This is a genomic window from Lentzea sp. NPDC054927 (genome assembly GCF_053610285.1).
Genome location: NZ_JBSGXZ010000048.1, coordinates 1 through 22130, shown reverse-complemented (window position 1 = coordinate 22130; position 22130 = coordinate 1). Strand labels below are relative to the sequence as shown.

The 22130-nt window shown below is 67.1% G+C and carries 22 protein-coding genes; 11 read left to right on the top strand and 11 right to left on the bottom strand.

Annotation, left to right across the window (positions count from 1 at the left end; all coding sequences use genetic code 11):
* The first annotated feature begins 174 nt into the window (after nucleotides 1-174).
* The 4 genes from ACWGE0_RS39140 to glgB are packed head-to-tail and all read left to right on the top strand — an operon-like array spanning nucleotide 175 to nucleotide 7686.
* Nucleotides 175-2151, top strand: a complete 1977-nt coding sequence (locus ACWGE0_RS39140) for an alpha-1,4-glucan--maltose-1-phosphate maltosyltransferase (RefSeq protein WP_452265931.1) — start codon at nucleotides 175-177, stop codon at nucleotides 2149-2151.
* A gap of 50 nt (nucleotides 2152-2201) precedes the next feature.
* Nucleotides 2202-4010 carry a maltose alpha-D-glucosyltransferase gene (gene treS / locus ACWGE0_RS39135; protein WP_452265930.1) on the top strand — a complete coding sequence of 603 codons (1809 nt, stop codon included), beginning with the start codon at nucleotides 2202-2204 and terminating at the stop codon, nucleotides 4008-4010.
* A gap of 7 nt (nucleotides 4011-4017) precedes the next feature.
* Entirely contained in the window at nucleotides 4018-5328 is a 1311-nt protein-coding gene (locus tag ACWGE0_RS39130; protein ID WP_452265929.1) for a maltokinase N-terminal cap-like domain-containing protein, read from the top strand.
* A 3-nt stretch (nucleotides 5329-5331) separates the two neighbouring features.
* A complete protein-coding gene (glgB, locus tag ACWGE0_RS39125) occupies nucleotides 5332-7686 on the top strand; it encodes a 1,4-alpha-glucan branching protein GlgB (protein WP_452265928.1) in 2355 nt (784 codons plus the stop codon).
* On the opposite strand, the gene ACWGE0_RS39120 is transcribed toward glgB, so the two are convergent.
* Nucleotides 7676-8326, bottom strand: coding sequence for a DUF7850 domain-containing protein (locus tag ACWGE0_RS39120; RefSeq protein ID WP_452265927.1), 651 nt, complete (start codon nucleotides 8324-8326; stop codon nucleotides 7676-7678). The genes glgB and ACWGE0_RS39120 overlap by 11 nt on opposite strands.
* 133 nt (nucleotides 8327-8459) lie before the next feature.
* Between ACWGE0_RS39120 and ACWGE0_RS39115 the strand changes: the two genes are divergently transcribed.
* Complete coding sequence (locus ACWGE0_RS39115) at nucleotides 8460-9830, top strand: neutral zinc metallopeptidase (protein ID WP_452265926.1); 1371 nt, start codon at nucleotides 8460-8462, stop codon at nucleotides 9828-9830.
* 63 nt (nucleotides 9831-9893) lie between these two features.
* Here the strand turns inward: ACWGE0_RS39115 and ACWGE0_RS39110 are convergent, their stop codons facing one another.
* The 3 genes from ACWGE0_RS39110 to ACWGE0_RS39100 are packed head-to-tail and all read right to left on the bottom strand — an operon-like array spanning nucleotide 9894 to nucleotide 11661.
* Nucleotides 9894-10622, bottom strand: coding sequence for a hypothetical protein (locus ACWGE0_RS39110; protein ID WP_452265925.1), 729 nt, complete (start codon nucleotides 10620-10622; stop codon nucleotides 9894-9896).
* Nucleotides 10619-11080, bottom strand: a complete 462-nt coding sequence (locus ACWGE0_RS39105) for a DUF6114 domain-containing protein (protein WP_452265924.1) — start codon at nucleotides 11078-11080, stop codon at nucleotides 10619-10621. The genes ACWGE0_RS39110 and ACWGE0_RS39105 overlap by 4 nt, the downstream gene beginning before the upstream one ends.
* Nucleotides 11071-11661, bottom strand: a complete 591-nt coding sequence (locus ACWGE0_RS39100) for a DUF6230 family protein (protein ID WP_452265923.1) — start codon at nucleotides 11659-11661, stop codon at nucleotides 11071-11073. The genes ACWGE0_RS39105 and ACWGE0_RS39100 overlap by 10 nt, the downstream gene beginning before the upstream one ends.
* Nucleotides 11662-11841: 180 nt before the next feature.
* Between ACWGE0_RS39100 and ACWGE0_RS39095 the strand changes: the two genes are divergently transcribed.
* From ACWGE0_RS39095 to ACWGE0_RS39085, 3 genes are all read left to right on the top strand, one after another.
* Nucleotides 11842-13284 (top strand): neutral zinc metallopeptidase, encoded by a 1443-nt coding sequence (locus ACWGE0_RS39095; protein ID WP_452265922.1) that lies wholly within the window; start codon nucleotides 11842-11844, stop codon nucleotides 13282-13284.
* 31 nt (nucleotides 13285-13315) lie between these two features.
* Entirely contained in the window at nucleotides 13316-14110 is a 795-nt protein-coding gene (locus ACWGE0_RS39090; protein WP_452265921.1) for a helix-turn-helix domain-containing GNAT family N-acetyltransferase, read from the top strand.
* Between the two features lie 167 nt (nucleotides 14111-14277).
* Nucleotides 14278-14838, top strand: coding sequence for a hypothetical protein (locus ACWGE0_RS39085; protein WP_452265920.1), 561 nt, complete (start codon nucleotides 14278-14280; stop codon nucleotides 14836-14838).
* Nucleotides 14839-14922: 84 nt separating this feature from the next.
* On the opposite strand, the gene ACWGE0_RS39080 is transcribed toward ACWGE0_RS39085, so the two are convergent.
* The 3 genes from ACWGE0_RS39080 to ACWGE0_RS39070 are packed head-to-tail and all read right to left on the bottom strand — an operon-like array spanning nucleotide 14923 to nucleotide 16654.
* Nucleotides 14923-15399: a YbaB/EbfC family nucleoid-associated protein gene (locus ACWGE0_RS39080; RefSeq protein WP_452265919.1), complete on the bottom strand. Its 477-nt coding sequence runs from the start codon at nucleotides 15397-15399 to the stop codon at nucleotides 14923-14925.
* Nucleotides 15399-16337, bottom strand: a complete 939-nt coding sequence (locus ACWGE0_RS39075) for a hypothetical protein (protein WP_452265918.1) — start codon at nucleotides 16335-16337, stop codon at nucleotides 15399-15401. The genes ACWGE0_RS39080 and ACWGE0_RS39075 overlap by 1 nt, the downstream gene beginning before the upstream one ends.
* Nucleotides 16334-16654, bottom strand: a complete 321-nt coding sequence (locus ACWGE0_RS39070) for a hypothetical protein (RefSeq protein WP_452265917.1) — start codon at nucleotides 16652-16654, stop codon at nucleotides 16334-16336. The genes ACWGE0_RS39075 and ACWGE0_RS39070 overlap by 4 nt, the downstream gene beginning before the upstream one ends.
* A 64-nt stretch (nucleotides 16655-16718) precedes the next feature.
* Between ACWGE0_RS39070 and ACWGE0_RS39065 the strand changes: the two genes are divergently transcribed.
* Both ACWGE0_RS39065 and ACWGE0_RS39060 read left to right on the top strand, forming a co-directional pair.
* Nucleotides 16719-17261, top strand: coding sequence for a hypothetical protein (locus tag ACWGE0_RS39065; protein ID WP_452265916.1), 543 nt, complete (start codon nucleotides 16719-16721; stop codon nucleotides 17259-17261).
* 11 nt (nucleotides 17262-17272) lie between these two features.
* Nucleotides 17273-17875 carry a hypothetical protein gene (locus tag ACWGE0_RS39060; protein WP_452265915.1) on the top strand — a complete coding sequence of 201 codons (603 nt, stop codon included), beginning with the start codon at nucleotides 17273-17275 and terminating at the stop codon, nucleotides 17873-17875.
* A 68-nt stretch (nucleotides 17876-17943) separates the two neighbouring features.
* On the opposite strand, the gene ACWGE0_RS39055 is transcribed toward ACWGE0_RS39060, so the two are convergent.
* The 3 genes from ACWGE0_RS39055 to ACWGE0_RS39045 all read right to left on the bottom strand — a co-directional run bounded on the left by ACWGE0_RS39055 (nucleotide 17944) and on the right by ACWGE0_RS39045 (nucleotide 19890).
* Entirely contained in the window at nucleotides 17944-18579 is a 636-nt protein-coding gene (locus ACWGE0_RS39055) for a class I SAM-dependent methyltransferase (RefSeq protein ID WP_452265914.1), read from the bottom strand.
* A 90-nt stretch (nucleotides 18580-18669) separates the two neighbouring features.
* Nucleotides 18670-19119 (bottom strand): hypothetical protein, encoded by a 450-nt coding sequence (locus tag ACWGE0_RS39050; RefSeq protein ID WP_452265913.1) that lies wholly within the window; start codon nucleotides 19117-19119, stop codon nucleotides 18670-18672.
* Nucleotides 19120-19191: 72 nt separating this feature from the next.
* Entirely contained in the window at nucleotides 19192-19890 is a 699-nt protein-coding gene (locus tag ACWGE0_RS39045; protein WP_452265912.1) for a DUF5753 domain-containing protein, read from the bottom strand.
* Between the two features lie 273 nt (nucleotides 19891-20163).
* Here ACWGE0_RS39045 and ACWGE0_RS39040 point away from each other — a divergent pair, with 273 nt between their 5' ends.
* Nucleotides 20164-21075 (top strand): helix-turn-helix domain-containing protein, encoded by a 912-nt coding sequence (locus ACWGE0_RS39040; RefSeq protein WP_452265911.1) that lies wholly within the window; start codon nucleotides 20164-20166, stop codon nucleotides 21073-21075.
* On the opposite strand, the gene ACWGE0_RS39035 is transcribed toward ACWGE0_RS39040, so the two are convergent.
* Nucleotides 21057-21950 carry a 1-aminocyclopropane-1-carboxylate deaminase/D-cysteine desulfhydrase gene (locus ACWGE0_RS39035; protein ID WP_452265910.1) on the bottom strand — a complete coding sequence of 298 codons (894 nt, stop codon included), beginning with the start codon at nucleotides 21948-21950 and terminating at the stop codon, nucleotides 21057-21059. The two genes, ACWGE0_RS39040 and ACWGE0_RS39035, sit on opposite strands and share 19 nt — an antisense overlap.
* Between the last annotated feature and the right edge of the window lie 180 nt (nucleotides 21951-22130).

Sequence of the window (22130 nt, the reverse complement as noted above, 5' to 3'; positions counted from 1 at the left end):
ACGTGAAGTGCTCACATGGTGGCGAGAGACCCTGGACACATACGGCGCTCAAGGTGTGCGATCGACATCGGCGGGGTACGGATCTAGATGGGGCAACCCGCTGTCAGACGGCTTGATCGAGCAAGGCAGGATTACGAAGCGACACGGAGTGACACGGCGGAAGGGCGCTGCCGGATGAGCGGACGACTCGGTATCGACGACGTATCCCCGGTGGTGTCGGCTGGTAGGTATCCAGCCAAAGCCGTTGTGGGAGAACACATCCCGGTGGAAGCCACGGTGTGGCGCGAGGGGCACGACAAACTCGCGGCGACAGTCTCGTGGCGCGGGCCGAAGGACCGAGTCGCCAGGCAGACCAGAATGCACGAGGTCGGCATCGGCCTCGATCGCTGGGGCGCGACCATCGTTCCGGACGCGGAAGGCGCGTGGACCTTCCGGATCGATGCGTGGAGTGACCCCTGGGGCACCTGGAACCACGCCGTTGAGGTGAAGATCGCGGCCGGACAAGGCCCCGGTGATCTCGCAAATGATCTCGAAATGGGTGCGCTGCTACTCGATCGAGTGGCAAGGCGACCCGATCGAAGGCAAGAGCGAGCACTGCTCATGTCCGCGGCGACGGCACTCCGCGACGAAGACCGGCCGTTGAACGAACGCGTCGCGCCGGCCTTCGCCGACGACGTCCAGCGGATCATGTTCGAGCACCCCGTGCGCGAGCTGATCACCAAGGGCAAGACGCACAAGGTCTGGTGCGACCGCAAGAAGGCCGCGTTCGGCTCCTGGTACGAGTTCTTCCCGCGCAGCACCGGCGGGATCGACGAGACCGGCCAGGCGGTGCACGGCACGTTCGCCACCGCGACCAAGGAGCTCGACCGGGTCGCGGCGATGGGCTTCGACGTCGTCTACTTCCCGCCGATCCACCCGGTCGGCCGGGTGAACCGGAAGGGCCCCAACAACACGCTCGTCGCGACGCCGCAGGACTGCGGCTCGCCGTGGGCCATCGGCGCGGACGAGGGCGGGCACGACGCCATCGCGCCGGAGCTCGGCACGATCGAGGACTTCGACGCGCTCGTCGAGCGCGCCCACCAGCTCGGCCTGGAAGTGGCGCTGGACTTCGCACTGCAGTGCGCGCCGGACCACCCGTGGGTGCTCAAGCACCCGGAGTGGTTCACCACCCGGCCGGACGGCTCGATCGCGTACGCGGAGAACCCGCCCAAGAAGTACCAGGACATCTACCCGATCAACTTCGACCTCGACCCGCAGGGCCTCTACCACGAGGTGCTGCGCGTGGTCCTGTACTGGGCCGAGCACGGGGTGCGGATCTTCCGGGTCGACAACCCGCACACCAAGCCGCCGGACTTCTGGCAGTGGCTGATCTGGAAGGTGAAGGAGGTCTACCCGGACACGCTGTTCCTGGCGGAGGCCTTCACCCGCCCGGCCCGGCTCTACGGCCTGGCCAAGCTCGGGTTCACCCAGTCCTACACGTACTTCACGTGGCGGACCGGCAAGCAGGAGCTGATCGAGTTCGGTGAGGACGTCCGCGACCACTGGGACGAGGCGCGGCCGAACCTCTTCGTGAACACCCCGGACATCCTGCACGAGTCGCTGCAGCACGGCGGCCCGGCGATGTTCGGGCTCCGCGCGGCGCTCGCGGCCACCCTCTCCCCCACGTGGGGCGTGTACAGCGGCTACGAGCTGTTCGAGCACGAGGCCGTGAAGCCCGGCAGCGAGGAGTACCTCAACTCCGAGAAGTACCAGTTGCGGCCGCGCGACTACGCCCGTGCACTGGCGGACGGGCGAAGTCTCGAACCGTGGCTGCGCAAGCTCAACCACATCCGCAAGGCGCATCCCGCACTCCAGCAGATGCGCACGCTGAAGTTCCAGCACATCGAGAACGACGCGTTGGTCGCCTACTCCAAGCGTGACCCGGAGACCGGCGACACCGTCGTGGTCGTCGTCAGCCTCGACCCGCACAACGCGCAGGAGGGGACTCTCTACCTCGACCTGCCGGGACTCGGGTTCGACTGGCACGAGCGCGTGATCGCGCACGACGAGGTCACCGGCGAGACCTGGGACTGGGGTCAGGCCAACTTCGTCCGCCTCGAGCCGTGGCGTGCCACGGCGCACGTCGTGAGCCTCCAGCGACGTTTTTCTTAGGGCGCGCGCTTCAGCCCGCTCACCGCACAACCCCCGACGAGGTGGGAACCATGGCCGACGACTCCCGTCCCGACGCTGCACTCGGGTTGGAAGGAACACCGCACACCGGCGAAGCCATCGACGACGACGGCTTCCTGGTCGAACCGCAGGCAGAGGACTTCAGGTCAGCCAAACCGGCGTCGGCGAACCCGAGCTGGTTCAAGGGCGCTGTCTTCTACGAGGTCCTCGTCCGCGCGTTCAGCGACTCCAACGGCGACGGGACCGGTGACCTCAGAGGACTCGCCTCCCGCCTCGACTACCTGGAGTGGCTCGGCGTCGACTGCCTCTGGCTGCCGCCGTTCTACGCCTCGCCCCTGCGCGACGGCGGGTACGACATCAGCGACTTCCGCGCGGTGCTGCCGGAGTTCGGCACCGTCGAGGACTTCGTGTACCTGCTGGAGGAAGCGCACCGGCGCGGGATCCGGGTGATCACCGACCTGGTCCTCAACCACACGTCCGACGCGCACCCGTGGTTCCAGGAGTCGCGGCAGAACCCGGACGGCCCGTACGGCGACTACTACGTGTGGAGCGACGACGACTCGCGATACTCCGACGCGCGGATCATCTTCGTCGACACGGAGACGTCGAACTGGACCTACGACCCGGTGCGCGGGCAGTTCTTCTGGCACCGCTTCTTCAGCCACCAGCCGGACCTCAACTACGAGAACCCGGAAGTGCAGGAGGCGATGCTCGACATCCTGCGGTTCTGGCTCGACCTCGGCATCGACGGGTTCCGCCTCGACGCCGTGCCGTACCTCTTCGAAGAGGAGGGCACGATCTGCGAGAACCTGCCGCGCACGCACGAGTTCCTGAAGAAGTGCCGCAAGGTGGTCGACGACGAGTTCCCCGGCCGGGTGCTGCTCGCCGAGGCGAACCAGTGGCCGTCGGACGTGGTCGAGTACTTCGGTGACCCGGAGGTCGGCGGCGACGAGTGCCACATGGCGTTCCACTTCCCGCTGATGCCGCGGATCTTCATGGCGGTGCGGCGCGAGTCGCGGTTCCCGATCTCGGAGATCCTCGCGCAGACGCCGTCGATTCCCGAGAACGCCCAGTGGGGCATCTTCCTGCGCAACCACGACGAGCTCACGCTCGAGATGGTCAGCGACGAAGAACGCGACTACATGTACTCGGAGTACGCCAAGGACCCGCGGATGAAGGCGAACATCGGCATCCGCCGCCGCCTCGCGCCGCTGCTGGAGAACGACCGCAACCAGCACGAGCTGTTCACCGCGCTGCTGTTGTCGCTGCCCGGATCGCCCGTTCTGTACTACGGCGACGAGATCGGCATGGGCGACAACATCTGGCTGCAGGACCGTGACGCGGTGCGCACGCCGATGCAGTGGACGCCCGACCGCAACGCGGGCTTCTCGAGCTGCGACCCCGGCCGGATCTACCTGCCGGTGATCATGGACCCGGTCTACGGCTACCAGGGCCTGAACGTCGAGGCGCAGCTCAACAGCTCGACATCGCTGCTCAACTGGACCCGGCACATGATCGAGGTGCGCAAGCAGCACCACGCGTTCGCCGAGGGCGACTTCACCGAGCTGGGCGGGTCGAACCCGAGCGTGCTGGCCTACAAGCGGCAGTGGAAGCGCCCGGACGGCCGCGAGGACATCGTGCTCTGCGTGAACAACCTGTCACGCTTCCCGCAACCCGTCGAGCTGGACCTCTCCGAGCACCGCGACTCCGCCCCCATGGAGCTCACCGGAGGTGTCAAATTCCCCGCGATCGGGGAACTCCCGTACCTGCTGACCCTCCCGGGTCACGGTTTCTACTGGTTCCAGCTGGTAGAGGCGGGCGACGACAGCGAGATGAGGTGAATCGCGCGTGACCGATCCACACGAGCTCGTCGAGAAACTGGTCGCCTCACTGCCTGATCTGCTCCCGGCCGCCAGGTGGTTCGGCGGCAAGGACAAGCCGATCACGGCTGTCCGTCCACTCCGGACGACGGTGGTGGACGGCGACCTGGTGCACGTGATCTTCGAGGTCGAGCAGCCCGGCCGCACCGAGTGCTACCAGGGCGCGCTCAGCCTGAGCACCGGCGCGTGGGACGTGCTGCTCGACCCCGAGCACAACGGGGTGCTGCTCGACCGGATCGCGTCCGGGCAGAGCACGGACGCAATCACGTTCGCGCACGAACCCGGCGCGGAGCTGCGCTCGGGCCTGCGCGGGCGGCCGATCGGCGTCGAGCAGTCCAACACGTCACTGATCTACGGCCAGCAGTACATCCTGAAGATCTTCCGCAAGCTCGCCATCGGCGAGAACCGCGACCTCACGATGCACCGCGCGCTGCGGTCGGTCGGCTGCGAGCACATCGCGCAGCCGCTGGGGTCGATCTCCACCGAGCTGGACGGCGAGCAGGTCACTCTCGCGATGCTGCAGGAGTTCCTGCCGGACGCGGTCGAGGGCTGGGACATGGCCAAGACCTCCGTCCGCGACCTGATGGCAGAGGCCGACCTGCACGCGTTCGAGGTCGGTGGCGACTTCGCTGGTGAGGCGCAACGCCTCGGCCACGCCGTCGCGAAGGTGCACGCCGATCTCGCCGAGGCGCTCGGCACGCGGATCGCGGACGACGACGCGATCGACCGCGCCATCGCGGGCATGCAGCGGCGTCTCGGCGTCGTGCTGGAGGCGGTACCGGAGCTCGGCAGGTACGAGGAGCCGTTGCGCGCCGCGTTCGAGGAGGCGCGCCGGCACATCGGCGCCATCTCGATCCAGCACGTCCACGGCGACCTGCACCTGGGTCAGGTGCTGCGGACCGTGCACGGCTGGCTGCTGATCGACTTCGAGGGCGAGCCGGCGGCGGACGTCGCCGAACGCAACGCGCTGAGGTCGCCGTTGCGCGACGTGGCGGGGATGCTGAGGTCGTTCGACTACGCGGCACGGCAGTTGCTCATCGGTCAGCCCGACGACGACCAGCTCGCCTACCGCGCGATGGAGTGGACGAAGCGCAACCGGGCGGCGTTCTGCGACGGGTACGCCGAGGTGGCGGCCGATCCGCGGGACAACGCGCATCTGCTGCGCGCTTTCGAGCTGGACAAGGCGGTCTACGAGGTCGCCTATGAGCACGCCAACAGGCCGGAGTGGTTGACGGTTCCGCTTTCGTCGATCGCCCGGATGACTAGCGGAGGCGAGTAGATCGTGAAGGCCGACCTGGACCGGCTCCTGTCAGGTGCGCACCACGACCCGCACTCGGTGCTGGGTGTGCACACCATCGGTGACCAGGTGATCGCGCGGGCCCTGCGGCCTGGCGCGACCTCGGTGGCGGTGGCGTGGGGAGACAAGCAGGTCGAGCTGCCACGCATCGCCGACGCCCTGTTCGAGGGCGAGCTGCCCGAGGCGCCCGGCGACTACCGGTTGCTGGTGAAGTACAACGGCGGGCCCGCGGTCGAGGTCGACGACCCCTACCGGTGGCTGCCGACGGTCGGCGAGCTGGACCTGCACCTGATCGGTGAGGGCCGGCACGAACGGCTGTGGGACGTGCTGGGCGCGCATGTTCGTTGCTACGAAACGGCTTCCGGCGACATCACCGGTGTCTCGTTCGCGGTGTGGGCGCCGAACGCGCGCGGTGTGCGCGTGACGGGTGACTTCGACGGCTGGGACGGGCGTGCGAACCCGTTGCGCTCCATGGGTTCCAGCGGTGTGTGGGAAGTCTTCCTGCCGAACGTCGTGGTGGGCTCGCGGTACAAGTTCCGCATCCTCGGCCAGGACGGCGTGTGGCACGAGAAGGCCGACCCGATGGCGTTCGCCACCGAGGTGCCGCCGCAGACGGCCTCGGTCGTCACGCGGTCCGAGTACCAGTGGCAGGACGCGGAGTGGGAGGCCCGGCGCGAGGCCACGCAGTGGGCGAACGCGCCGATGTCGACCTACGAGGTGCATCTGGGCTCGTGGAAGCCGGGTCTCGGCTACCGCGAGCTGGCCGTCGAGCTCGCGGACTACTGCGAGGACATGGGCTTCACGCACATCGAGATGCTGCCGGTGGCCGAGCACCCGTTCGGCGGCTCGTGGGGCTACCAGGTCACCTCGTACTACGCGCCGACCTCGCGGTTCGGTTCGCCGGACGACTTCCGGTACTTCGTGGACACGTTGCACCAGCGCGGCATCGGTGTGCTGGTCGACTGGGTGCCCGCGCACTTCCCGAAGGACAGCTGGGCGCTGGCGAAGTTCGACGGCACCCCGCTGTACGAGCACGCCGACCCGCGCCGCGGCGAGCAGCTCGACTGGGGCACGTACGTCTTCGACTTCGGGCGCAACGAGGTCCGCAACTTCCTGGTGGCGAACGCGCTGTACTGGATCGAGGAGTTCCACCTCGACGGTCTGCGCGTGGACGCCGTCGCGTCGATGCTCTACCTCGACTACTCGCGACCGGCGGGCCAGTGGCTGCCGAATGAGTACGGCGGCCGCGAGAACCTCGAAGCGGTGCGGTTCCTGCAGGAGCTGAACGCGACCGTCTACCGGCGGCACCCCGGCGTGGTGATGATCGCCGAGGAGTCGACGGCGTGGCCGGGCGTGACGCGGCCGACGCACCTGGGCGGGCTCGGGTTCGGGTTCAAGTGGAACATGGGCTGGATGCACGACTCGCTGCACTACCTGTCGCGCGAGCCGATCCACCGGTCGTTCCACCACAACGAGATGACGTTCTCGCTGGTGTACGCGTGGAGTGAGAACTTCGTGCTGCCGCTCTCGCACGACGAGGTGGTGCACGGCAAGGGCTCGCTGTGGCAGCGGATGCCGGGCGACGACTGGAACAAGGCCGCGGGCGTGCGGTCGTTGCTGGCCTTCATGTGGGCGCATCCTGGCAAGCAGCTGCTGTTCATGGGCGGCGAGTTCGGGCAGCGGCAGGAGTGGTCGGAGTCGCGGTCGCTGGACTGGCACCTGGTCGAGCAGGAGCCGTTGCACCAGGGCATCCAGTCGCTGATGCGCGACCTGAACTCGGTGTACAAGACGGCGGCGGCGCTGTACTCGCACGACGTCACGCCGGAGGGGTTCCAGTGGATCGACGCGAACGACTCCGCGGGCAACGTGCTGTCGTTCCTGCGGATCGGTGAGGACGGCTCGCAGCTGGTCTGCGTGGCGAACTTCGCCGGCATGCCGCATTACGACTACCGCGTCGGCCTGCCCACCGCGGGCCGGTGGAAGGAGCTCGTGAACACCGACGCTTCGGTGTACGGCGGTTCCGGCGTGGGCAACCTCGGTGGCGTCGAGACCGAGAACAGGCCGTGGCACGGCCGCCCGTATTCGGCGTTGTTGCAGCTGCCGCCCGCCGGTGTGCTGTGGCTGGTGCCCGACCCCGCCGACGAGCCGGACGAGGTCGTCGCGGAGGCCGAGGCGGTCACGGAGATCGAGGCTGCTGCTGAGACGGAGACCGCGGCGGAGATCGAGCCGGTCACCGAGGCGGAGACCACCACGGAGATCAAGCCGATCGTCGAGCCAGAGCCTGCCGTCGAGCCCAAGCCCGTGGCCGAGACCAAGCCCGTCGCGCCGATCAAAGACTGACTGACCTGTCCGGCAGCGCTCCGTTCCAGTAGAGCGCTCCGGACACGGTCGCGGTGGCAGGAACCGCCCCCGCGCAGGTGCGCACCACCTGGTCTTTCAGGTCGAACGGCTCGGCGTCCAGGCCTTCGCAGGCCGGGACGCCGAGCCGGAGCCCGCTCAGCGGCAGGCCGCCGGTGTTCGTGACGGTGATCTTCAGCATGTCCCCGGCCGACTCGAGTGCGAGCGAGTAGGCCGAGACCCTGAGGAACACGCAGTCCCAGTGGATTTCCGTGGTCGTGGTGGCGAAGAACCGCACCGTGGCGGCGTTCGGCGGCGCGATCATGCCGTAACTGTTGTACCGCTTCGGCTGCTGCTGGAGCGGCCGGCGGGAGTAGGTCCGGCCGGTCTGGACGCCGGCGTGGTCGAGGAACTGCAGCCCGATCGCGGTCGTCGGCCTCGGCCTGGCGCTGCCGGCCCAGACGGACAGGTCGTAGATGCCCTGCGGGACCGCTTCGATCGACGTGAAAACAGTGCCCGGTCCCACGATCACGCCGTTGGGTTTCGGGACCGGCAAGATGCCGCCGGTGCAGCCGGGCATCGCCGGATCGGCCCCGGTAGGAGGGCCGAGAAGGAGCAACGCGGCGAACAGCAATTCGCGCACAGGTGGAAATGTAGGTCGATCGGCCGACTCCGGCGCGGTGAACCTGATCAGCCTGCCGCACGTTGGCTTCTGTATGCGCCTGAGTTCGACGAGTAGGACGCCCCTCGAGCCGACCGGCAGGCACAATGGGTTCATGCGGCACCGGAGCATCGCGCTGATCGTCGCCACCGCCCTGCTCGCGGTGGGCTGCACCGCTGAGATCCCTGGGCGCCCGCGTGCCGCCAAGGTGGTGAAGAAAGAGGCCTCCACCGAGACCATCCAGGTGCGCGGCTCGGACAACGGCCCGATCGACAAGCTGGCCGCGACCGCTCTCACCGACATCGACGAGTTCTGGCAGCAGTCGTTCCAGCAGACGTTCAACAAGCCCTGGAAGCAGCTGAGCGGCGGTTACTACTCGGTCGACACGGCCGATGCCACCGCGAAGCCGCCACCGTGCACGCAGAAGGCCGCGGACGTGGAGGGCAACGCGTTCTACTGCCCGGCCGCCGACGCGATCGCCTGGGACCGCGCGTCGCTGCTGCCGGTGCTGCAGGACCGCTTCGGCGAGGCCGCGGTGGTCGTGGTGCTGGCGCACGAGATCGGTCACGCGGTGCAGAACCGCATGGGCATCACGCCGGAGGCCGAGCGCCGCGAGCCGGAGAAGTACCCGACGATCCTCACCGAGGCGCAGGCCGACTGCTTCGCGGGCTCGTTCGTCCGCAACGTCGCCGACGGCAAGTCCGGGCGGCTCGACATCGGCGCGGACGCCCTGGACAAGGCCCTGGGCGCGCTGATCTCGTTCCGCGACCCGGTCGGCACCTCCCCGGAGGACGAGCAGGCGCACGGCAGCGCGTTCGACCGCGTGGCGGCGTTCCAGGACGGCTACGAGCAGGGACCGAAGTTCTGCGCGCAGATGAGCGTCCAGAACCGCCAGTTCACCCAGCGCGCGTTCACCACGGTCAAGGACCGCGCGAACGCCGGCAACCTGCCGTTCTCGGAGATGCTCGAGTCGGTGACGCCGGACCTGGACCTCTACTTCAAGGGCCTGGCCACCGCTGCGGGCAAGACCTGGCCCGCGCCGCGCGCCGAGGCCGCCCAGAGCGAGCCGAACTGCTCCGGCGACCAGGGTCCCGTCGCGTACTGCCCGTCGGACAAGACGATCAAGATCGACACCAAGGACGAGCTACCGGCCCTGCACAAGGAACTCGGCGACTACGCGACCGGCACGTTGATCGCGACCAGGTACGCGCTGGCCGAGCTGGCCGCGCAGGGCAAGCCGACGGAGGGCGAGGGCGCGTCGAAGGCGGCGTTGTGCCTGGCCGGCGCGTACACGGGCGCGGTGTTCCAGCGCCAGGACGGGTTCGGGCTCTCGCCGGGTGACTTCGACGAGGCCGTGACCGTGCTGCTGCGCTTCGACTACGCCGCGCGTGACGCGAAGGGCGAGGACGCGGTGGATCCGGGGTTCGAGCGGGTGGCCCGGTTCCGCGAGGGCGTGTTCGAGGGCCCGAAGAAGTGCGGGCTCTGACCTGATCCGACCCTGACCTGAATGAGCGGAAACCCGCACCGGCTCGGTGGCCTGGTGCGGGCTTCAGCGTCTGTTGACCGGTGCCTGGTCGGACACGACGGAGATCCGCGCGCCCGGAATCGTCAGGTTTCCACCGATCAGGTCGGTGTTGCGCACCGTCACCTCGGTGAACGTCGCGAACGGCACGTTCAGGGGCGGCGGGTGCGCTGCCGTGTAGTCGACCGGGATCTTGATGCCGAGGATGTCCAGGTTGCCCTTGAGCTGCAGGGTGAACAGCTCGATCACCGGCGGCGGCTGCCCCTGACCGGGCAGCTTCACCCGGTTCACCGTGGACGTGCTGCCAGCGCGCGCCGCGGTGACGAGCTTGACCCCCGGTGACACCTCGGCCGTCTGCACCAGGTCCCTGATCTTCATGTCGCTCGTCGTGAACTTCAGGACCTTGAGGACCTTGCCGTTCACCACCGAGTCGACGACGCCGACGAAGTTGAGGCCACCGAGCTCGAGCCGGGACGCGGTGAGCGTCCACTCCCGTCCTCCCGCCGCCACCGGGGCAGGGGCCGGTGGCGGGGGCGTCGGCGTCGTAGGAGGCGCCGTGCTCGACGGAGGCGTCGGCACGGTGGACGACACCGGCGGTGGTTCGGAGGGCGTGCTTGACGCAGGTGGTGCCTCGGAGCTCGTCGTCGGAGCCGGGGAGCTGCTGCTGCTGGAAGGCGGCGGCTCCGAACTCGACGGCGGTTGCAGCGCCAGGACCGCGGCCATCGCGACCGCCGCCATCGGCTGTGTTCGGATCATGTGGGGTGAACCCTCTGGGTCGGCTCAGGCTCCGGCTCGGACTCCAGCTCCGCGCTGTCCTCGCGCTTCGCCTTCCTCGACTTCTTGGGTTCCTTGGGCTCGTTCGTCCACGCCACCGCGAGCGCGCCGCCGAGCAGGCTGAGGATGGTTCCGACCAGGAACCCGCCCATGTTGGTCACGACGAGCGCGACCAGCGACAGCAGCACCGTGACGATGCCCGACGCCAACCGGAACTTGGGCGCCACCCACAACGCCACCGCGCAGATCGCCAGCAACGAGCCGATCAGCAGCGCGGACACGCCGCCGAGCGTCTGGATCGAGATGACCATGTCGCCGAGCTTCACGCCGAAGAACGGCGGGAACAGGATGATCAACGCACCGCCTGCCACGAACAGGCCGGCCCAGAAGGGCCGGCCACGTCGCCACGCGGTGAATGCGCGCCAGATCCTCAGAAGCACTCTTGCTTCCCCTGGCGAATGGTCAGGTTCATGCCCTTGAACCTGATGGTCTGAGCCGTGGTGGCCCAGGCGGTCTGCTTCAGCCCGGAGATGTTCGCCGAGTCAGCCTGCAGACCGAACGAACCAGGGAGACCCCTGAGGTTGTCCGGCCCCTTGGTCACCTTGCCGGCGTCGACACCGATCTCGGGGTTGCCCAGCGTCAGGTCACCCGAGAGGTCGGTGAGGTTGACGACCAGGTTGTCGGCCGACATACCGCCCACGCCGTCCGCGGTGATGCGCATCGTCACGTCACCGACGATCGGCATGTTGGCGACGAACACCGACTGGCAGAACTTGTTGAGCGTCGCCGTCTTGAAGCCGCTGACCGCGACGACGTGCACCTGACCGGCACCCGCGTCCACGCCGCCGAACTGGACGAATCCCTGGCCCGTCAAGCTGTCGGCGGAGACCTTGAAATTGGTGCCGGACACCGCGAACGAGGCGGCCAGCGCTCCCTGGGACATGCCGACGAGGAGTGCACCGGCACCCACGGCACCGATTCCGAGCACCCCTACGAACCGTGCCCAGCGCGTTCTACCCATACCGCCAAACTCCTTCCACACCGAAGGCTTGCGGACGGACTGTGCGCTCCGAAACATCGGCGAGACAACGAAAACGAGTCCGTGCAGTCTTGAAATCACCCCAGAGGGTGAGACCGTTTCACGTTTGGCCGCAGGTCCTTGCCACACGGCCTCGAAACACTCTTAGTACTGTTCCGGTCCATGGGGATCGGACGAATCGCCGTCGCGCTGGCCGCGACCGCAGCCCTGACCGCCTGCGCTTCCGTGGTCGAGGGCGACCCGAAGGGCGAGCGGCCCGACCCCACGAAGGTCGCGGGCCTGGAGATCTCCAACGGCCCGTCCGGCCCCAAGGCGGGCGTGCCGGACGCGGACCTGAGCGTGGAGAACGGCGACGGCGGCGAGATGGACCGGCTGGCCATCAACACCCTCGCCGACGTGCAGGAGTTCTGGAAGGGCGAGTTCCCCGGCTCGTTCCCCGGCAAGACCTTCGAACCGGTCAAGCGGCTGATCTCCTACGACTCCAACGGCAAGGGCGTCGAGGTCTGCAAGCTCAACACCGCCGGCGTCGCCAACGCCTTCTACTGCGCGCTCGACGACAGCATCACCTGGGACCGGGGCGAGCTCCTCCCGATGCTCAAGGACTCGTTCGGCCCCATGGCCGTGGTGACCGTCCTGGCGCACGAGATGGGTCACGCCGTGCAGTACAAACTCGGCCCCGCGTCGAACATCGGCGCCAACACGCCGTCGATCGTCAAGGAGCAGCAGGCCGACTGCTACACCGGCGTCTTCATGCGCTGGATCGCCGAGAACAAGTCGAAGCACTTCGAACTCTCCACCGGCGAAGGCCTCAACCAGGTCCTGCAGACGATGTTCTTCATCCGCGACAGCGCCGGCACGTCGTTCGAGAAGCAGGGCGCCCACGGCAGCGCGTTCGACCGCGTCTCGGCCTTCCAGTTCGGCTTCACCCGCGGCGCCGCGAGGTGCGCGGAGATCAACGAAGCCGAGATCGACAAGCGCATCACCGAACGCCCCTTCGACCTCTCGGACACCGATCAGGGTCAGGGTCGCGGCAACGCCAAGATCAGCGAGGACAAGTACCTCAAGGCGTTGGAAGAGTCCCTGCGTGACGCCTACAAGTCGAGCGGCGCGGCCTTCCCCGCGTTCGACAAGGGCGGCATCAAGTCCTGCAACGACGCCCAGACCACCTCGCCGGCCTCCTACTGCCCGGCGGTCAACCAGGTCCAGCTCGACCTCCCCAGCCTGGTCAAGATCGGCACGCCCCCGAAGAAGGGCAGCAAGGGCGGCATCGGCGACTTCGCGGCGTTCGCCGTGATCGCCTCCCGCTTCTCCCTCTCCATCCAGCACGCCACCGGCTTCAAGCTCGACGACGAGGCCGCAGGTCAGCGCACCGCCTGCCTGACCGGCGCCTGGGCGGGCCTCACCAACCGCCCCGACCCCGCCGCGGGCCTGCGCCTGTCCCCCGGCGACCTGGACGAGGCGGTGGCCGAGCTCCTGGCCGACGACAGCCTCATCGCCTCCGACGTGAACGGCAAAGCCGTCCCCTCCGGCTTCGCCCGCGTGGAGGCCTTCGGTGACGGCTTCTTCCGCGGTTCGTCGTTCTGCGTGAAGAAGTATTCGGTTTGATCCTCCATCGACGCTCGTCGATACTTGCCGGGTGCTGACCGACGAAGCCGCGACCTACGCCAGCTGGTTCTCGACCCTGTCCGACCCCACCCGCGTCCGCCTGCTCCACCACGTGGCCTCAGCGCCGGGCGCGGTGACCGTCGGCGAGCTGACCACCCTCCTGGGCGTGAGCCAGTCCACCTGCTCACACCACGTCCGCAAGCTGGCGGAAGTCGGCTTCGTCCACGTCCAGCGCGAGGGCACCACCACGCTCGTCACCGTCAACCCGGCCTGCTGCACGGGCCTCCCCCACGCCGCGGACGCGGTGATGGGTGCCCTGACCACAGGCTCGGTCCGCCCGGTGCCAGGCGTGACCATGCGCCCGATGACCGCTGCGGACTGGCCGGACGTTCGCCGCATCTACGGCGAGGGCATCGCCTCGGGCAACGCGACCTTCGAAACCGACGTCCCGTCCCGCCGCACCCTGGAGTCCAAGTGGCTCCCGGACCACCGCTGGATCGCCGTGGTGGACGGCGCGATCGCCGGCTGGGCCGCCGCCACCCCGGTCTCCGCCCGCGAGTGCTACTCCGGGGTGGTCGAGACCTCGATCTACGTGGCCGACGCCTCCCAGGGCCGAGGCGTCGGCAAAACCCTGCTGCACCACCAGGTTTCGGCAGCGGACGCCGACGGCCTGTGGACCCTGCAGGCAGTGATCTTCCCGGAGAACCGGGCAAGCATCGCGCTGCACCACAAGGCAGGCTTCCGCACGGTGGGCGTGCGCGAGCGAATCGCGCAGCACCACGGCGAATGGCGGGACACCGTCCTTTTGGAACGCCGCCGGTCCTAGCCCAGGGCTTTCACGGGAGTGAAGGTTCGGCGGTGTGCCGCGAATGGAGAGTGGTGCGCTGAGCACGCCTGTTCGCGACAACGGCGATCTGCTGGTGGCTGGCGCGCTCCGGGGCGCAGGTCGCGAAACCCTCAATGCTGGAGCCGTCTTCGGCTAGCCTGCCGTTCGTGCCAGGACAGACGTCGTTCCCCGATCCTGAGACGCCCGTCATCGAATACCGGCCCGGCCGGTGGTTGTTCATCGGCGGGCTGGCCATGTTCGTCATCTTCGGGTTGATCGCTGTCTTCCCGGACGTCGGGCATCCGTCAGCTTCGTCGAGAGCGAAGAACATTTCTCCGGCCGCCGCGTCGTTCCTCTTCGGCGCGCTCGCGCTGGGCGGCCTGCTGGTCATGATGGGCTCCGTCCCCCGCATGCATCGCTTCTTCGTCGATCAACGTGGACTGTGGTGGCGAGCCGGTCGCAGATCCGATCTGATCGCGTGGGAGGAGTTGCGTGCCGTGCGCGGACGGGAACCCCGTCCGCCTGTCAAGGGCGACCCGAACTCGAAGCCCGTGCTGTCGGCCCTGGTGTTCACCCCCGCGGACGGCCGTTTCGCGACTCGCCACAGCGCGCTGGTGAAACCCGTGCCGGACGCCAATCCGGAAGTGGAACTGAAACTGCCGAACATCGCCACGGTCCGGCAGCTGACCCAGGAGATAGCCAGAGTCCGGCCGGACCTACTTCACTGATGCCCTTGGCAGGTCCAGCCCCGGGGCTTTCGTGCGGGTGTGGTGGGCTGGAACCCGGCAGCCACGCGAAACATCCGGGCTAGTTCACCAGGGTTCTTCCTTGAGCCAGCTGTCCGGTGGTCCCACCTCGGCGTGGTCACCTGCTCGCCTCGACGGCGAGTTCCCGCGCACCGGCAGCGCCAGCGTCACCGCTCCTGCCTCGGGTGCGGGCAGCAGGAACGGCGGCAGAGCCCGGATCACACCCTCGTTCTGCAACCGCACGTAGACCTCGCGCACCTGGTTCCGCGCGTCGGCCGTCGCCTGGCGCACGACAGCGGTGATCGCGTGCGCCAGGTCCTCGTGCTTGGCCTGCTTGGTGAGAGGCGACAGTTCGAGCCGCAGGAGCAGTCCGGAGTGGTCGACGGTCGCGCGCACGTCACCGTGTTCGGACCCCGCGGTGCCGCGAACCGCGGCGACCTGCTTCTCGGCCCACTCCCGCGCCTGCTGACGACGGTCGACCGTCGCGGCACCCTCCTCGGACTGGGCGCGCAGCCGAGCCGCGCGCGCCTCCGCGTCCTCCATCACAGACCCGGCCGAGCGGGACCGCTGTCCACTTCCTTCGGTTCCTTCACCAGGTCGTCGTGGCTGATCTTGCCCGACGGCTTGCGGCCGTCCTGGTGGAAGTCGTCGGGGTTGAACTTGTCATCGGTGACCAGGCGCGGCCGGGGCGGGTTGACCTCGGGCACACCGGCACCCGCCATGGTCTCGGCCACGGCGCGGAAGCCCATGCGGACCTTCTCCATCTGCCTGCGACCGGTCTCGAGGATGTCCTCGCCCTTCTCCGGCAGCTTGCCGATGACCTCCTCCACACTGCTCGCCTCGAGCACCGTCGAGTTGACGCCGGAAGCCCCGGTCTGCAGCGCGTCGCCCACCGCGAGCGTGGCGACGAACGCCGCACCGGTACCAGCGGTAGCGGCCGCGACCCCGATCGACACCGCCGCGGACGCGAGCGTGATCATGATCTTGGCTTCCCTGACCTCGCCGGCCTCGACCCCTTTGTGCCCGGTCTCGACCAGCGACAGCACGTCGTCGCGGAAGCTCGTGATCGCCTTCTCGTAGGCCTGCATCGCGTACTTCGCGGCACGGACGATGTCCCGTTTGCGAGCGAGCGCACCCTCGATGCTCGGCTGTCCGCGCAGGTACGAGCGGAAGCCGTCGGCGGCGTCGCCCTCCCAGTTCTCCAGGTAGAGGTCGATGTCGTTGAGCACGCCCTCGCAGAAGTCCTGGTCGATGTCGTCCGCCGCCTTGGACAGCAACGAGATCTCGTCGCGCACACCCCCGAGCGCCACGTCGACGTCGATGAACCGCCCGAACTTGGCGAACAGGAGCTGGACGTCCTCCTTCGCCGTCGGGTAGCTGGCGTTCTTCTCCAGGTGGTCAGGAAAGAACCAGTCGTCCTGCTCGTCGAACTTCTTGCAGAAGTAGTCGGCGTGCTTCTGCATGTCATTGGCCCAGCTCACGACAGGAACCCTCCGAACGCCCGCTCGTTGTCCGCGTCCGCGGCGATGTAGCGCTCGGCAACCTCGGTGAGAGCCTCTTGCGCCAACACGAGGTTCTCCTCGTTCTTCGCGAACACGCCCAACAACGTCGACCGCGCACCGAACCACTCCCCGTGCGCCTCGTAGACCTCGACGTCCCCAGCGAACGCCCGCCCGTCGAGCTGCTCGGTCTGAGCGATCTTGCTCCGCGCGGTGTGCGTGTGGTCGATGAGCTTGCCGACGTCGTGCGTCGCCGTGTACTTCAAGCCTTCTGGTTCGGCGTGGAATCCCGCGCCCATCTCTCTCCCTCGTTGTCACGCTCAGTGTCACCAATCTGTCAGCGCCCGCTGACAAATTGGTGACATGGGGAAACAGCGAACCTTCGCAGTGCTGCTCTCCGCACTGGTTCTGCTGGTAGCGGCGCCACTAACGGCGGCCGCCAACAGCTTCAGCCCACATGCGGACAACAAGGCACACAGCTTCTACTTCGACGACGACCTCAGCTCGGCCCAGAAATCCGGCGTCGACTGGGCGCGCAAGAACTCGCTAGCGCCAACCGACATGACCACAAGCGTCAACACCACCTACAACACCAAGGTCGACGTGTGGGTGTACTCAACCTGGAACCCACCAGCAGACCTGCGGAACGCCTACGCCTGGGCAAGCTGCATCAAGCGCGTCAACGCGGCCAAGTGCGACCAGCACGAACTAGTGATCAACAACCGCAAGCCGCACAGCAACTACAAGTCCCTCGGCTGCCACGAAATCGGCCACACCGTCGGCCTCGGCCACGCCTCAGGCAAGAACAGCTCGTACACCACACCAAACCGCTCGTGCATGCGCGGAAACCCCGACCACAACTACTACGCCACGCACGACAAGAACCACATCAACGGCGCCTACTGATGAGGATCCCCATGCGCACCTTGCTCTTGGCGGGCGCAGCCGCACTGGCGCTCACCGCATGTTCATCAACCACCCCCGCCACCACTCCTGATTTCTGGGACGCACACACCGTCCAGGGCTCGATGCCGGACGAACCAGAAACCGTCGAGCAGCTGGCCTCCCAGTCGCAACTGGTGGTGCTGGGCACCATCAGCGGCGTCACCGAAGGCAAGGAGTACACCGACCCCGGCAAGCCCGCCCACCGCACGTCGAACGTGGCGATCCAGGTGGAGAAGTCGAGCACCCCCAGCATCTCCAAGGCCGTGGTGGAGTTCTCCAGGCAGCCCGAAACGACCCTCCCGGACGCCGCCTCGGCCCTGCCCAAAGGCAAGTACGTCTTCTACCTGCAGCACTGGTACGACGGCCCGGACGGCCCCGTGTACGGCTGCACGTCCGTAGGCATGTGCGCCGTAGGCATCGAGGCCGGCTCAATCTCAACCCCACGCGACCCCGGCCTGGCCGAGGACATGCGCTCCGAAGGCCGCGTGCCCATGAAAAACCAGGCCCCGTCCCCAGACGGCCTGACGGTGGACAACATCTTCACGACAAGCGCAGCAGCAGTCCCGGCTTCCTAACCGGCGGGCCGGGGTTGACCACACGGTCACCCCGGCCCGTGCATCCAGCACGTGGCTCCTAGGCGCATCTATGCGGCACGTGCGCGTATGAGCACCGTCCCGGGCTTGCCCAGCTCGGGAGCATCGATGGTCTCCGCCACGATTTCCGTGAACCCTGTCGCGGCGAGTTGTTCGATCCACTGGCGAACAGGAAGGTGCCGCTGCCGAACGATCTGGCGGGCCTCGTCCTCCTGCACAGTGGCGGGCGGCTGCGAGAAGGCGAAGACACCGCCGCCGCTCATCCTCTTGCGCACCAAAGGAAAGAGAGCTTCCGGTTCGGTGAACCAAACCGCACCGAAGATCGAGTAGACAACGTCGAACGTGGTCCTCGTGTTGGTGAGGTAGCCAAGCGCGTCGGCGGTGACGAACTCCAACCGCCCGAGGTGCTCCCAGGCCTGGCGAGCAAGGTCAGCACGACTGGGAGCGATGTCGACGCCCGTGCAGACCGCGCCCAGGGTGGCGAGATGGGCCAAGTTGGCCCCGGCGCCGGACCCGAGTTCGAGCACGCTCTTGCCGTAGATGTCACCTAGGACGGTCTCGTCGGGGCCGTGGTCGGGGTACTGGGTCCAGTTGAGCCAGGTCGTCGCGCCGGCCACGTTGACGGCGCGACGCGGCGTGTACTTCGCGGCGTACCGCTCCCAGATCTCTGCTTGGGCGCTGCTCACCAGCGATCCCTTCGTGTGGAGAGTCCCTCGTTCCACGCTCCGGACACGCGGAACGAGGGACGGTATCAGCGGTCGTACCCCCAGTGCGTGCTACTTGCCGCCGGGGCTGTCGTGGCAACCCGCATAGCACTGGTTGCAGTCCACGGACTGCGCGTTCCACAGTTCGGCGTCGATCGCGAACCCGGCCGTGCGGATGGCCTTGATCGTGCTGTTCAGCACGAGCGGCCCTGCCCCACCGTCCTCGGGCAGGTTGGGGACGTGGTGGATGTACCGGCCGTTGTTGTTCTCGTCGCAGAACAGGAAGTAGTTGGGTGTGTCGAGCATGAAGCTGTGCACGCCCTCGTCGACGATCGGCGTCGGCCCCATCGGGATGTCCGAGTGCTCGCCCGCGACCACGAGGTAGGCGACAGCCTGACCGAAGATGCGCTCGGCCATGTCACGATCCCGGTCGTGGTCGCGCATGATCAGACGGACCTCTCGGTCCCACACCTCAGCCGACACACAGGTCCGCGGGTCGCGCAGGGTCACTGCAGTAGACATGCTGCTTCTCCTTTGGTGCGGTTTGTCGGGCCGCGTTGATGCGCGGCTGCTCGATGTGCCACCAGGGGTCCATCAGCCAGAGGTGGCCAGATTCCGTTCGGCGAGGAACGCATCCACAAGACGAGTGATCATGACCTTGGATTGCTCGACGTCCAGACTGATCTCATCCAGGCGCCGAACGACCGCCCCGTAGCCGGCGACCGCCGACTCGTCCTCGACGAAGAGGCTGGAGTTCTCGTTCTGCAGCCACACGATCGACTCATGTCTCTCAAAGTCCAGCTTCGTGAACGACCCGTTCATCCCAGCGTGCGCACCGACCCCAGCAGGAACGATGCGAATGGCGAAGCTCGGCCGGTTCCCAGCAAAGAGGAGGTGCCGCAACTGCTCGACGTGCACGTCTCGGCCGCCAACTTGAAGCGACAGAGCCAGTTCGTGGATGTAGAACGTGCACTCCGAGATGCGCCAAAGCAGCCTCTGCATCTCGACCTGGGCCGCTATCCGATCCTCCAGCTCATTCGCCCGGACGTTGACGGACGCAGCTATCACCTCACGCGCATAGCTACCCGTCTGCAAGAAGCTCGGCACCACGTGGGTCTGCCAACTGACGATCGACTCGGCGACAGCCAAATGCCCAACCGCAGTGCGGAGACGAACGGGATTGCAGGTGCCGTGCTGCTGCCACCAGCCCTTGACCTCCGTCTCCCGGAAGAGCTTCAGCAGGTGCTCACGCTCGGGAAGCGCAGTGCGGCAGGCACCCAGCAGGACGGCCACTTCGAGTTCGGTAGCGCCACCCTTACCCCGCACCAGATCCGAAAGCTTGCTCTCGTGCCACCCAACCATCTCGGCGACCGCGCACGAGGGCAGGCCAGTTGCCCTGATGGCCGCTCGCAGTCCGTCACCGAACTCGCGCCCCCGCGCTGTGGATGTCCTCTTTGGCATGTACACCAGGAAACCGCAGCTCAGCGCGCCCGGGAATCCTGCCCGACGATGATCTTGCGACACAGCTTCTCCCCGCTAAACGGGGACAAGTTGTAGCCTCGTGAGGTGCCGCCTACGTTTCGGAGCATCCGCCAGGAGCAAGCCGCCCTGGCCGCGACAGCTCGATCCCAGCACAAGACGTGGGGCGAGATCGCGCGTGACTTCTCGCAGCGCTACAAGGTCAACATGCGTGTGGCCTTCCGCCTCGCGAGAGGGTGGAGTCAGCGTGAGGCAGCCGAGCACTGGAACGAGAGGTGGCCTGCCGACTCCAAGTCGTCCAAGGCCTTCTCCTACTGGGAAACGTGGCCTGCACCGACCGGACACGAGCCATCTATCGCTGTCCTCAACCGACTTGCCGAGCTGTACGAGTGCAGCACGAGCGACCTCGTCTCGGACTGCGCCGACTTCCGATCGTCCGATCCCGCGTTCGACACCGCGAAGCAACTCGAACTGATCGGGAAGGACGCGAGTCCCCACCTGGACATCGCCGCTCTGGCCGACCAACTCGGACGGGCACTGCTCGCGAAGGCAACGGCAGCCCTGGCCTTGCCGACCGACCAAAGTGAAAGCACGCAGCGCTTGACCGGAATCTGGCTGAGCCAGTACTACTACCGCAGTGAGGGCCGCGACGAAGAGTTCGTCGGCAAGCACTACGTAGTAATCCGGCAGCAGCAGAATCGGCTCACCGCGCAAAGCCTTCCTCACACCACAGGTTCGAGCATGAAACTCGACTTGATGACTGATTCCGCGGTTGCCACAGGCACATGGCGTGAGACAACCTCACCGACCGGGTACTACCGAGGCGCCGTCTACCACGGCACCATGCAGATGGTGGTGGACCCGTCCGGCCGGCGGATGCACGGGATGTGGCTGGGCTTCAGCCGCAAGTTCTCGATCAACAGTGGCCGTTGGGAACTGGAGTGGTGCGAGAGCGACATTTCGAAGGACGCACAGCTGGCCTACGACATGAAGCTTTGATCCGCACCTGTGACAACAGCAACGACCCTCTGGCCACGAGCAAAGACTCCCTGCTCGATCAACGCGAACACGCCGTACATCATCTTGGCGACGTACACCCACTCCAGACGCAGGCCGTGCCGTGCCTCAAAGTCGTCGATGAAGGCATCCAGCTCGCCACGCCGCTTTGCAAACCCGCCGAAGTGAAACTCCGTGCGGACCGTCCAATTGGTACTCACAGCACCGAACGCCTCACGCTGGAGTCGTTCAACGTCCTCGACCAGGAAGTCGCCACCCTTCAGCGCAGCGAACCCCACCGCCTTTTGGTTCTCCCGCAAGCCATAGGCAATGCCCGCCAACGTGCCACCGGTACCACACGCACAGCAGATCCTGTCGAACTCAACGTCGATCTCCGCAGGGAGTTCGGCACAGCCCTGAACGGCGAGCCCGTTGCTGCCGCCTTCGGGCAAGAGATAAAAATCGCCGAACTGATCGCGCAACAGCCCCAGGACGTCCGCATGCATCTTGCGGCGGTAAGTGCCGCGATCGAGGTACGTGAGCTCCATACCCCGACCAACAGCGAACGCCAGAACATCGTTGAGCGGCTCGTGGGCCTCACCCCGGATCACGCCCACAGTCTCGAACCCGAAAAGATGACCTGCCGCGGCTGTAGCGGCAATGTGGTTCGAGTAGGCACCGCCGAAGGTCAGCAGCCGGGAGTAGCTCTGCTCCTTGGCAGCCGCGAGGTTGAGGCGCAACTTCCGCCACTTGTTACCAGTGAGTTGAGGATGAATCAGATCGTCCCGCTTCAGGAAGAGCCGAACACCACGACGACTCACCCGCTCGTCGTGCACCTCCTCAACAGGCGACGGCAATCGAAGAGACGGGCTGTCCACGACCGCACTCCTCTGCTCGCCAACTCGGAGACCAGATCATCGCAGGCACAGCGATGGCGAAGCCGAGCCGTCCACGCCGCCCTGAGCGAGCAGTCCCGGCGGTGGGGTCCCGTCACGAGTCGCACCGCAGCTCTTGCCGCGCACGAGGAGGGGTGTCAAGCGGGCACGCTTTTCGCCCTG